Genomic DNA, 11,338 nt, shown 5'->3' with positions numbered 1-11,338 from the left:
ACACCCACGGCGGAGCTGTTGACCACGTCGGTGACAGCATCTTCGGTGATGTTGATCGTCATGAGAACCCCCCGTTCCACCTCCCATCATACTCGAACATACTTTCGAGTCAAGGGCTTTTTCGAGAAGGTGAGGTGGGCCCGGCCGTCGTGATTCTATTGTCCGAGAACAGGTTCCGTCGCTACTCGACTCGTTGGAGGAAGGGGCGAGGCCAGGCGCCGAGTGCGAGAACGGCGAGGATCGTCTGGACTAGTCCGGTGGTGAAGAAGATGCCCTGCAGTGGCGACCAGGCGAGAACGATGGCGATCTCGACGAAGATCCAGATCATCATGGTCAGGCCGGCGGCCGCGTGCAGGCCCCACGTCAGACGGAACCTGTTGTGCTGAGCGAAGAGCGCGGCGGCCTGGATGCCTCCGACGACAACGCCGAGGAGGATTCCGGGCCAGAAATATGAAGGGAAGACGGTTCCCTCGATCCACTCAGGAGGCAGGCCCATCCCGCCGCCGATCGTCAGGCCCGCCATTCCTACGAGCGCAGAGAGCAGGTTTAGCCACGCGATGGCGGACAGACCGATCCGGAGACCGCGTGGAGGGAGCGATGTGGACGTCATGCCTGACAACGATAGAGAGGGTCAGTCGAGCCCGTCCATGTTCCTGCGCGTTGCCGCGCTGGCAGCGTCGGCATCACCCGCGACGATGGCTTCCACTAGATCTCGGTGGGCAGCGGCTTCGTCGTCGATCGATTCGGGGTCCCGCGCCGCGACGTCGGTGATCACGTCGAGGGCCGAGTTGCGGAGCGTTTCGATGAATGAATCGAACACCATCGACAACACGCTGTTGTGCGCAGCATTCACCACGGCGCGATGTAGTTCCATGTCAGCTTCGACAAATTCTGTTGGTGTCGAAGCATTTTCACGGGCTTCGAGTGCTGCCTGTAACAGATCGACGTCGGCGGAAGTCCGGCGCATGGCAGCCAGGCGGCCCGCTTCCACTTCCAGAAGTCTGCGTACTTCGTAGACTTCGCGGCGGTCCGAGCGTTTGAGTTCTCTCTCGAGCTCTGTGACCGGTGTCGAGGACATGACGTAGGTGCCGGACCCTTGATGCGAGTAGAGCTGGCCCGACGCAATCAGTGCGCGAACGGCCTCTCTGCCGGTCGAACGCCCGACTCCGAGGAGTGTGCTCAGATCCTGCTCGTTCGGGATTTTGGTCCCGACAGGCCACTCGCCGTCGCCGATGAGGCGCGCAAGTTCGTCCGCGGCTTTCTGTACCAGCGACTGCTGCTTGATCTGGCGCACTGCCATGTGACTGCTCCTGACTGACTCGGTGAACCGCAATGGAGCGGCTCACCGAGTAATACTTCATGTCCTCCGATGAATCTTCAGACTACGGGGCCGTCTTTCGGTTTATCGAAGGGCGATGCTGTCCAGTTCGCGCTCCGTCTCGTCTTCCGGGTCGAGTCGTCGATCGCGCAAGGTGAATGCGATGACGGCGCCGACGAACAGCACTGCAGTTGTCGCCCCGATCGCCATGCGCGGTCCGAAGTGATCTGCCAGGTAGCCGAACAGCGGAGATGCGATGCCCCCCACGGACATCGCGAGTCCGAGCGTCACCCCACTTGCTGTGCCGGGGCGATTCGGTAGGTAGTCCTGCGCCAATGTCACCTGTGGCGCGAAGGGCAGGAACATAGCAAATCCGAGACAGACGATTCCCAATTCGGCAACTGCGACGTGCGGGGCGGCAGCGAGCAGTGCCAGTGAAGGTACCGCAAGCAGGTAGCCGAGTCGGATGGATGCGCGTCGACCACGACGGTCCGCGAGGACTCCTCCCAGTAGCGTTCCGGCCGCTCCTGCCAATGTGAAGGAGGACAACACGATTGCAGCGCTCGAGGACGATCCGTTCAGTGCGTTGAGCACGAACGGTGAGACCAACGACAGAGTGGTCACGTACGGAATTGACCAACAGACCGTTACCAGCACGAGTCGTGTGAACGAGCGCCAATCGTCTGACACGGGACCGTTCGCTGCCAGTTGCGCACTCAACGACTGGGCTGACTCGGCCGCACCCGTGTTGGCCGATCGCGACTGGGCGACCATCCACCAAATAGCCGCCACCACTGCAGGAACTGCGAGTAGATAGCCGCCGGACAAACCGAGTGAGCCAACCACGAGCGTGACAAACGGTGGCGCCAGCGAGGCGCCCAACGTACCGCCCACGGAGAACACGCTCATGGCTTTCTGTGAATGACCTCCAGCCGCGCGTGCCAAATTTGTGGCGGGAGGATGGTATGCGGCGATGCCGATGCCGGCCACGGCAATTGCCAGCCAAGTGACGATGTAGGTGGTGCTCATCGCTGCCACGACAATGCCTGCTGCGGCCGTCACAAAACCTGTGGGTACCAGCCAGTTTCGGCTCTTTCGATCGACCAGCATGCCGAATGCAGGTTGCACGACACTGGATAGTCCGGTCGCGGCGAGCGTGATTCCGGCGACCGCGGAATAGGAATATCCGCGTTCGAGCATCATGAACGGCAACAGCGCAGGCACAGCCCCCTGGTACAGATCGTTCACGACGTGTGTGCCGGTGAGAAATGCAACTTGCCCCTTCTTCATCTCCTTGGGCATCCCTTCGTTCAGGTCTTCAAGTCCTCAGGTCCTCTGAGGACTTGAAAGCTATCACGAACCCGCGGGCGCACGGTTGCGTTGGAGACCTGGATCTCATTCGAGACGACTGACTAACTCTCAGCAGTCGCGGCGTTGCGGGCGGCGAGTTGCGCGAAAGCGTGGGTAAGTTCTGGCGGGCCGACGACATCGATGTCGGTGTCGAATTGGTTGAAGGAGGCTGCCAGCGCCGTCCAAGACCATGATCCGGCTTCGAGACTGCACTGCTCGGGGCCAAGATCTTCGACGATGCCGTCCCCGACAAAGGGAAGAACATAACTGGCTGGTCGATGGAGAACGACCTTGCCGTGGCACGGCCAATTGTTGATATGTTCCGATCCTTTGAAGCGCGCGGACACGTATTCGCTGACGTCGCCGCCGGGGATTTCCTTCGGCGTGAACCGGGGACCGTTCGGGGTGCGTGGGGTGATGCGATCGGCGCGGAAGATTCGCCAGTCGTCTCGCGCGAGATCCCACGCGACGAGGTACCAGCGACGCTTGGAGGTCACCAGATGATGCGGCTCCACTCGGCGCGGGGGTGTTATTTCGCTGTTGTCGGTTGAGTGGTCGTTCGAGTAATCGAAGCGGAACACCTCGCGAGCGCGGACTGCAGCGGAATCGCTACGAGCACCTCTGGGGACACGGAGTCTGCGTCGCCGGAACCGGCCGAAATCGTGGTGAACGTGAGCGCGTCGAGGCGATGGCGCAGACGCGACGGCATCACTTGCCGCACAGTGGTCAACGCTCGAACCGCATCCTCTTCGATACCGACGCCGGTCAGCGTCGCCGCCTGCAGCGCAACTGCCAGTGCGATGACCTGATCGTCGTCGAACAGCAGGGGTGGCAGCTCGCTGCCGGCGTCGAGTCGGTATCCGCCGTCCGGGCCCATGGTCGCCGCAATGCGGTAACCCATCTCCCTGAGCCGGTCGATATCGCGGCGGACCGTGCGATGGCTGATGTCGAGCCGCTCGGCGAGTAGAGCGCCCGGCCAGTCGCGTCTCGTCTGCAAGAGGGACAGCAGATTCAAGAGTCGAGTGGTGGTCGCCATGCGGTGAGACTACGACGAGTCTAGGACGAAAACAGTCCTATACGGCTGTGAGAGTCGACGTTGTCAGGGAAAACCCGAGCGACGTTCGTACCAGGAGCAGACATGAGCATCAAGACAACGACCCACCTCAACTTCCGCGGAGACGCCCGCGCGGCTCTGGAGTTCTACCAGTCCGTCTTCGGTGGCCAGGTCACGATCGCAACCTACGGCGACTTCGGGATGCCCAAGGAGGTGCCCGGCGCTGAGAACGTCGTGTTCGGCCAGGTGGAGACAGAGGACGGCTTCTGTGTGATGGCATACGACATCCCTGGACAGTCGGGCGGCTCGGCCGGCAACGCAGGCTCGACACACCGCGAGAACGGCACCACGATCACCGACCAACCGTTCTTCGTCTCGGTTCGCGGTGAAACCCTCGAAGAGGTGCAGAACTACTGGGCCGAACTCTCTGCTGGTGCATCGATCATCGAGGGTCTTGCCGCCGCGGCGTGGAGCCCCGGTTTCGGCATGCTCACCGATGCGTTCGGGGTGACGTGGATCCTCGACGTCGCTGCCGGCGAAAACCCGGCCTGATCATTCAGACGACAAAGCCGCTGGCACCAAAAGGTGTCCAGCGGCTCCGGCGCGTCGGTGCCCGTCTTGCGCCTCTCGGCAAGTGGCCACTCGAAGTGGCAATTCTGGGGTGGTACCCGGGGCAAAGAACCGAACACCGACACCATCTCCAACGAACCTCCACACGGAGTTATTCCATGCTGACTTGTGCCGCGGTCAATCGTGGTCCTGCTCATCGCTCAGCTCCAGCAGAGCTGGCGACAACGGCTTCGATTCTCTGAGGTGCGCGTCGTAGCACCTCGGGGATTGCCTGGGTATGAGATTCCCTGGTCAGTAGGCGAAGCACGAGAACGGCTCAGGCCCTCATCTCGGTGTGAGATGGGGGCCTGAGGTGAGGATCTGAATCAGCCGGTGACACCGGTCAATTCGTTGGGGGCGTGATCGAGAGTGGTCTCGGTCAGGATGCTGCCGTCCTCGAGGTCGACTGCGATCAGCTTCTTCGACGCTGGGTCGGTGACGTAAGCGGTGTGATCTTCTACGAAGAGCGCGGGCCTGGGCTCTTGCCATTTGGTGGGCTCGGTCCATGCGTCTATGACGGCGATCTTCTTGGTGACGACGCCGGTGTTCGGGTCGATGACGTGGATGGCGCCGTCGGTGCCGAGCACCAGTGCCTCTCCGTGTGGTCCGCGGCCGAGTGAGCGGAAGGTGTAGCTGGTGCCGAGGTCGACGAGCTTAAGTTCGGACGTCGTCGTGTTGGTCAGCGAGACCCGTTGCGGACGTTCGAGTTCGGCGTCCTTGTCGGTCTTGTAATCACCCAGCACGATGTCCGACTCCTCCGAGCCTGCCTGATTTCCGATGCGGCCGTATGCATCCGGACTCTGGACCTTGGTGATCGCTCCGTTCTTGTACACGAGCAACCCGTCCTGGCAGCCCAGCACGATGGCTTCGCCGGCAGCGACTGCTTCGCCGTGGACACCGGGGCACTGTTCGTTGCGCAGGATTTCCTTGCGGTCGGCATCGAGGATGGCAATGCCGTTGCGGGACTCCGAATTTCCGATGGTCGTCAACAGGCTGCCGTCGGCAAGTGCGACCGCAACGCCGTGATGGGGTTCTGGCGTGGTGTACGTCTCGACGCGGGGTTGGCGTTTTGCCAGTTGCGCCGGATCGAAGATCTCGACGAGTCCCGAGCCGTCGTTGAAGAGAACGGTTTTTCCGGCATGGCGTACGACGTGTCCGGGTTCGTTGGCTGCGAACTCGACCTCGGACATCGCGGGATCGGCTGTGTAGTAGTGGGAATGGTCGCCGTGGGCTGAGGACCACGTGCCGGTGTCGAGCACCTTGAACGCCTCACCCGACGAGATCATGACGTGGCGACCGTCGCCGGCCGGGTTGAGTCGCGTGAAGCCGTCGATCTTGGTCTCGCCGACCACGTCGAGCGAAGTTGCATCCAGCACCAGGACGCCACCGTCGTAGGAGACTGCGAGACGCGGTGTTGCCGAGGCTTGTTCGGTGGGTGCGGACGCGGTTGTCGTGGTGGTCTCCGACGGGGCCGAGTCCTTGTTGTCGGACGAGCAGCCCGTGACGAGGGCGAGTGAGAGGCCAACTGATGTGGCAAGGGTGAGGCGCCGCGACATGCGGGTGTTGAGGTGCATGGCTATAGATCTACTGCTTAATGTAAATGATTGTCAAAGTCGAGTATGCGAATGTTCGCATGTCGGGCGTGGGCACCGCGCTCGAGCATTCGCGAGCCGATGACCCCGAAGACGAGTCCCCAGAAAGCGGCTCCGATATTGAGCAGTTCGATGTCGGAGATCGTCACGAGGAACGCGATCAAAGCGCCGAAGGTGAATTTCCCGCCGAATGCGGTCACGAAGGCTCCCTGTAAGGCCTTGAGCATGGCCAGACCACCCAGAGTGACGATGAATGCCGTCGGAGTTCCCAACATCATCGCGACGAAAGTCGGGGCGAACAGTCCGAAGACGACGGCGAGTAAGCCGCAGAAGATTCCGGCGGTGTATTGGCGTGTCCGCTCTCCCGACGCCGTGAGCAATGCGTTCGTCGGCCCGGTCAGGCACGTCGAGACACAACCCACCGCCGCGTTCACGAGAGAGAACACACCGCAGGCAACCGTTGCTGCCCCGATCGGCGGTTGATGACCCGCTGCGCGGAGGACTGCGATTCCTTGGCCGTTCTGCACGACGACGACTGTGATCGCCAGCGGTACAACCAGTTCGATCATCGCCTGCCAAGACCAGGTTGGCGTGGTCAGCATCGGATGCGCCAGCCACTCGTGCGCGTCGCCGGCGGAGTTGAATCTTCCGGCCGCGAGTATCACGACCACGCCGACGATCAACGCGCCGAGAACGGGCGGAACGAATCTTCCCAGCTTGGCGAACACGCTCAGAGCGACAAAGGTGGCGATCATCGGCAGGGCGATCACCGCGTCGTGGGCGGGCGCTTCGACCAAATCCGTTCCGAAATGAAGGAAAACGCCTGCCACCATTGCCATTACGATGGGCAAGGGTAATGCGGCCATGATCGGTGTGACCCACCCTGTCAATCCCAACAGCAAGATCAGGGCGCCGGTCGCGAAGAACGCTCCGAGCACTTGCTCCCACGGCAGATGCTCCAACGACGCTCCGACGACAACGGTTCCGGGAATCGTCCAGAAGAAGGCCAGCGGCTGCCGGTACAGCCAGGAAGCCGTGATGGTGAGAATGCCGTTGACGAAGAAGGCACCGAAAAGCCAAGAGGCCAATTGGGCTTGACTCAGTCCACCCGCCAACCCCGCAGCGAGAATGACCGCCACCGGCCCGGTGGCCGAGAAGACGATGCCGATGATTCCGTTGGCAATGGACGTTCCGCCGAAGTCGCGCAAGACCCGCTTCGGGCCGTAGAGCGGTTGGGGGAGTGGCTCGGTGACGACGCGAACGGGCGCGGTCGTCGTAGTGTCCGGCATGTTCTCAGTTCTCCTGATGCGGATCCGAAAGCCCTCGGTCGCGGAACAAAGCCGCGAGTTCGCTCCGTGATCGCAGTCCGAGTTTCGCGTACGCGCGCGTGAGGTGATATTGAATGGTCTTGACGGAGAGGAACAATTCGCCGGCAGCTTCCTTGTTGGACTTGCCCGCTGCGACAAGGTCGGCGACGGCTCGTTCTTGCGGGGTAAGGTCGGTGATTCCCTTCTCCGTCCGCGAGAGGTTCAACCCGCCCGCGCGGAGTTCGCGCTCGCAGCGCTCGACGTAAGTATCGGCGCCCAACGAGTGATACAGCTCGCGGGCGGCGCGGAGGACGACGTCGGCCTCCGCGCGTTTCCCGGCCCGGCGGAGAGTTTGGCCGTAGGCAAAATTGATTCGGGCTCGGTCGTAGGGGAGCGGCAGCGTCTCGATGCCGAGTAGTGCAGCATCGAAACTTTCTCTTGCCAAGTCGAGTTCGCCCCGTGCGCCGTGGATCCGGCCGCGAACGTAGCCGAGACGTGCCGCAGCTGAGCGGTGCTCCCGACGTCGTGCGGTCTGCTCGTGTGGTTGCAGAAAGGCGTCGGCATCATCAGCTCGCCCGACCATGACCAATGCATTGGCGTAGAGATCGACCCACGGCCAGAAGCCCGGCTCGTCGAGCCATTGTTGCGCCTTGCTCGAGGTGAGCGGAGCCAGCGCCACCAGAACTTCGGCGTAGTCGGCGGCGGCCTCGGCAACCTGGGCCCTGGCGAGAAGTGCAGGAACATACATGATTTCGTAGGCATGAATGCCGGCGTACGCACGTCGCACATGGTCACGGGCCAGTTCCCAGTTGCCGCGCAGAGCGTGAATCTGTGCTCCCGACCAGTGGACCAACGGCCGGATGATCTCGATCTCGAACCGATCCACCTCGGCACCGGCGCCCTCGACGGTCGAGAGCGCTTCGTCCCAGGCGCCGAGAGCGAATTGAGTGCGGGCGAGCCAGGCCTGTGCCCACAGTGAGATTCTTGCCGAACCACTGGAAAACTCTGTGGACACCGCACTTTCGAGGTCGCGTCTGGCGGACTCCGGGTGGTCCAACGCAAGCTCGAGCCATCCGCGTCCCATCTGGAAGCGCTGTGCTTGGGCTCCGGGGCGGACACGATCGGAGAGTTCGGCGTATGCCGCGAGAGCATTCTCGGTTCTTCCGGTAGCACCGAGCCCGAGACCCTTGATCGCTTCGGACTCCACTGCTGCGGGATCAGAAGGGCCCACCAATTCGACTGCGCGGTCTACCCACTCGACGAGCGCCGTGCCATCGAGCCGAGCCAGAGAATGCAGGACCATTCGTTGGGCGATCATCGCAGCGATGCCTGGCTCACGATCCACGCTGCAGCTGTCCCACGCTCTGGTCAGAAGATCGGCGGCCTCGGTCGGTCGCCCTCTTTGGATGGCGAGGTAGCCGAGGACGGCGTCGCGGAGAGGCCCGCGCGAAATACTCTCGATCTCCGGCACGAAGACCATGGCGCGGGGGATGTCACCCGATCCGGTCAGCGCGTCGACTCCGCGGAGCAGTCGGTCCTCGTGTTCGGTTCGGGCCGTGGTGAGACGGCTTGCCGTGACCATGGCGTCGGCGACTTCCGACCACGCGCCGTCGGATGCTCGTAGTGATGCGTACGCAACGAGTTCGGCGGCGAGGTCCTCGTCATGTGTGGTGCTGGCAGCGGCAAGGTGGAAAAGCCGTTCACCTTCTCCCCAAGCGATCTCGGCTGCGCGTGTGTGCAGCAGATGCAAGTGCGCGGGTCCCAACGCCCCGCGCACTGCGGCCGTGACCATCGTGCTGCTCAGTGACACCTCGGTGCTGCCGTGCTGCTCGTGGACAGAAAGGAGGCCGCTGGCGAAGGCGCTGTCCAAGGCGCCGACCACGTCGTCGATTTCGGCCAGCTGAGCAAGATGCGACAACGTCGTGCTGCGCCCGACAACTGCTGCGGCTTCGATCAACGTTCGTGCTCCCGCCGAACACGTAGCGAGGGCGGCGGCGATCGATACTGCACGATGGCGAGGGACGGGCAAAGTTCGGTGCCACTGGGTCCAATAGGTAGGTGGCAGCTCGTCGAGAAGCGAGACGATGTCGAGTGTGTTGCCCGCGGTGAAGTCCTGAAGGGCAAGCGCGACGCCGGAGCTGAGGTCGATTCCGCTTCGCATGCGCGCGATGTCGATGATGACGGGTGCGTCGATCGGGCTGATGTGCAATCGCGTCGACCAGTGCAGGTCGAGAATCTGCCTGACATCCTCGCGCAGGAACGGCGTTTCCTCGGCGACGAGGACGAACAGCAGTGGTGCCGTTCGGCCTCGATGGAGGGCGGAGGTGATTGCCTGAAGCGAGCTGACATCGCTGTGATGGGCATCGTCGACGACGATCAGGGTCAGTTGCTCCGCTGCGTCAACGATCTCGTGTGCAACGGCGACCGGGTCCGAGTTGGAAACCGGACGTTCGAGTAGTTGATCGATCACTCCGAAGGCAGTGTTCGATTCCCACTCCAGCCCACGAGCGCGGCGGAGCGTATGAGCGGAAGAGATTTCGGCGAACCGGTCGACGAGAGTGGACTTACCGCTACCGGCATCGCCCTCGACCAGCACGAGAGTCGGCACTCCTGTCTCTGCCGCGGCCAAGGCTCGGCCGAGAACGGCGAGCTCGCGTTCTCGGCCGAGCAACAGGTCACGAAGTGTCACCCGACTACCGTAACGCCGGGCTCACCACGGGTTTCCTTTTCGGCACGGTCTCCATCGGATCGAAGTGCAGTGGCACCCAGGTCGGGTGCTTGCTTCGGCACGAAGAAGGTGACGATGGCGCCCAGCACCGCGATGCCGGCGAAGACGTAGAACGCCGATTCGGAACTGATTCCGGCGCTGATCAAACTTCCGCCGATCAGTGGCCCGAATATCCCGCCCAGACGTCCGAATCCGGCGCACCACGCGACACCTGCAGCCCGAGCGGCCGTCGAATAGTAGTTGGACACGAATCCGTAGATCAGAACCTGAGTACCGATGGTTCCGACACCCGCGATGGCAACGGAGGCGAGGAGTACGGGAAGCGGGAACCCGAATGTGAACAGGAGCAGGGCGAGTGCGGCCAGGCCGAAGGTGGTTGCGACAACCCGCTGTGGACCGGTGACGTCCGCGATCTTGGAGGCGAGAAGTCCACCGATGATGGCACCGCCGTTGAGTACCAACAGGAACGAGAGCGAACCCTTCGCGTTGTATCCCGCGTTTTCCATGATCTTGGGCAGCCAGGTGTTCAGTCCGTAGGTCAGGAGGAGGCCGGCGAAGCTCATGAGGCCGAGAAGCGCGGTGCCCCAGACATATTGTCTGCTCGCCAACGCTCGGAAGCCGACCTTCTCAGCTACGGCGTCGTTGGGTCGATCTGTACCGGCAGGCAATGGAATTCCGGTTTTCGAGGAAATGGCGCGAGCTTCGTCGACACGTCCGCGAGCAATCAGCCACGCGGGAGACTCGGGCAGTTTGAACCAGGCGAGTGGGAACAGGAACACCAATGGCAGGGCGCCGACGAGGAACAGTCCGCGCCATCCGATGGAATCACGGAGAACGATCGCCAGGACGGAAGCCATGACGCCACCGGCCGGGACACCGCTGTAGACGATGGCGTTGAACAGATTGCGGCGTCCCGGCGGCGCGAACTCGGCAATCATGGCTCCGGCGGTGGCGACAAGCCCACCGACTCCGATGCCGGTGAAGAACCGCAGCAGACCGAAGGTGGTGATGCTGGTGGCGAACGCTGCCAGTGCCATTCCGACCGAGAACCAGATGATGTTGACCAGCATCATCTTTCGGCGACCGAAGTGATCGCCGATAGCTCCACACGTCAGTGCGCCGACCATCACTCCGACGAGTGCATACGAACCCAACGCGCCGGCCTGAGATGCGGTCAAGGTGCCGATATGGCTGGGGTCGTCCATGAGTACGGGCAGGATCGTGCCGTACACGACCAGGTCGTATCCGTCGAACAGAATGGCAATGGCGGCGATGGTGACCACCCACAACACTGACGAGCGATGGCGGGCACTGGCCCAGGAACCACGTTCGATCGAGGACATGGCGAATCTCCGTTCGAGAGATCAGGAATCGGGGGAG

The 11,338-nt window shown here is 62.5% G+C and carries 8 protein-coding genes and 1 pseudogene; 1 reads left to right on the top strand and 8 read right to left on the bottom strand.

Annotated features, from left to right (window positions below):
* Positions 1–181: 181 nt before the first annotated feature.
* From PCS43_RS23980 to PCS43_RS33375, 4 genes and pseudogenes are all read right to left on the bottom strand, one after another.
* Positions 182–610: a hypothetical protein gene (locus PCS43_RS23980; RefSeq protein ID WP_225320164.1), complete on the bottom strand. Its 429-nt coding sequence runs from the start codon at positions 608–610 to the stop codon at positions 182–184.
* Positions 611–631: 21 nt separating this feature from the next.
* On the bottom strand, positions 632–1,300 hold the full coding sequence (locus PCS43_RS23975; RefSeq protein WP_209910151.1) for a FadR/GntR family transcriptional regulator: 669 nt from the start codon (positions 1,298–1,300) through the stop codon (positions 632–634).
* Between the two features lie 102 nt (positions 1,301–1,402).
* Positions 1,403–2,608 carry an MFS transporter gene (locus PCS43_RS23970; RefSeq protein WP_051720855.1) on the bottom strand — a complete coding sequence of 402 codons (1,206 nt, stop codon included), beginning with the start codon at positions 2,606–2,608 and terminating at the stop codon, positions 1,403–1,405.
* A 122-nt stretch (positions 2,609–2,730) separates the two neighbouring features.
* A pseudogene (locus PCS43_RS33375) lies at positions 2,731–3,704 on the bottom strand (helix-turn-helix transcriptional regulator).
* A gap of 102 nt (positions 3,705–3,806) precedes the next feature.
* Here PCS43_RS33375 and PCS43_RS23955 point away from each other — a divergent pair.
* Positions 3,807–4,274, top strand: coding sequence for a VOC family protein (locus PCS43_RS23955; RefSeq protein WP_030536456.1), 468 nt, complete (start codon positions 3,807–3,809; stop codon positions 4,272–4,274).
* 383 nt (positions 4,275–4,657) lie between these two features.
* Here the strand turns inward: PCS43_RS23955 and aztD are convergent, their stop codons facing one another.
* Genes aztD through PCS43_RS23935 form a run of 4 tightly spaced genes read right to left on the bottom strand, consistent with a single transcriptional unit; the run spans position 4,658 to position 11,301 of the window.
* Positions 4,658–5,905 (bottom strand): zinc metallochaperone AztD, encoded by a 1,248-nt coding sequence (gene aztD / locus PCS43_RS23950; protein ID WP_037126444.1) that lies wholly within the window; start codon positions 5,903–5,905, stop codon positions 4,658–4,660.
* Between the two features lie 17 nt (positions 5,906–5,922).
* The gene (locus tag PCS43_RS23945) at positions 5,923–7,212 is read right to left on the bottom strand and encodes a benzoate/H(+) symporter BenE family transporter (RefSeq protein WP_209910148.1); all 1,290 of its coding nucleotides are present in this window, start codon (positions 7,210–7,212) and stop codon (positions 5,923–5,925) included.
* A gap of 4 nt (positions 7,213–7,216) precedes the next feature.
* A complete protein-coding gene (locus PCS43_RS23940) occupies positions 7,217–9,919 on the bottom strand; it encodes a helix-turn-helix transcriptional regulator (protein WP_209910144.1) in 2,703 nt (900 codons plus the stop codon).
* Positions 9,916–11,301 carry an MFS transporter gene (locus tag PCS43_RS23935; protein ID WP_054827003.1) on the bottom strand — a complete coding sequence of 462 codons (1,386 nt, stop codon included), beginning with the start codon at positions 11,299–11,301 and terminating at the stop codon, positions 9,916–9,918. The genes PCS43_RS23940 and PCS43_RS23935 overlap by 4 nt, the downstream gene beginning before the upstream one ends.
* Between the last annotated feature and the right edge of the window lie 37 nt (positions 11,302–11,338).

The sequence above is a fragment of the Rhodococcus sp. C-2 genome (assembly GCF_027854095.1).
GTDB classification, from domain to species: Bacteria; Actinomycetota; Actinomycetes; order Mycobacteriales; family Mycobacteriaceae; genus Rhodococcus_F; species Rhodococcus_F qingshengii.
Note: the sequence above shows the minus strand (reverse complement) of the source record. Positions and strands in the feature narration are given on the sequence as shown.

Excerpts from the sequence above, each read along its gene's own strand:
- PCS43_RS23980 (WP_225320164.1), bottom strand. The coding sequence starts at position 610 with ATGACGTCCACATCGCTCCCTCCACGCGGTCTCCGGATCGGTCTGTCC.
- PCS43_RS23975 (WP_209910151.1), bottom strand. The coding sequence starts at position 1,300 with ATGGCAGTGCGCCAGATCAAGCAGCAGTCGCTGGTACAGAAAGCCGCG.
- PCS43_RS23970 (WP_051720855.1), bottom strand. The coding sequence starts at position 2,608 with ATGAAGAAGGGGCAAGTTGCATTTCTCACCGGCACACACGTCGTGAAC.
- PCS43_RS23955 (WP_030536456.1), top strand. The coding sequence starts at position 3,807 with ATGAGCATCAAGACAACGACCCACCTCAACTTCCGCGGAGACGCCCGC.
- aztD (WP_037126444.1), bottom strand. The coding sequence starts at position 5,905 with ATGCACCTCAACACCCGCATGTCGCGGCGCCTCACCCTTGCCACATCA.
- PCS43_RS23945 (WP_209910148.1), bottom strand. The coding sequence starts at position 7,212 with ATGCCGGACACTACGACGACCGCGCCCGTTCGCGTCGTCACCGAGCCA.
- PCS43_RS23935 (WP_054827003.1), bottom strand. The coding sequence starts at position 11,301 with ATGTCCTCGATCGAACGTGGTTCCTGGGCCAGTGCCCGCCATCGCTCG.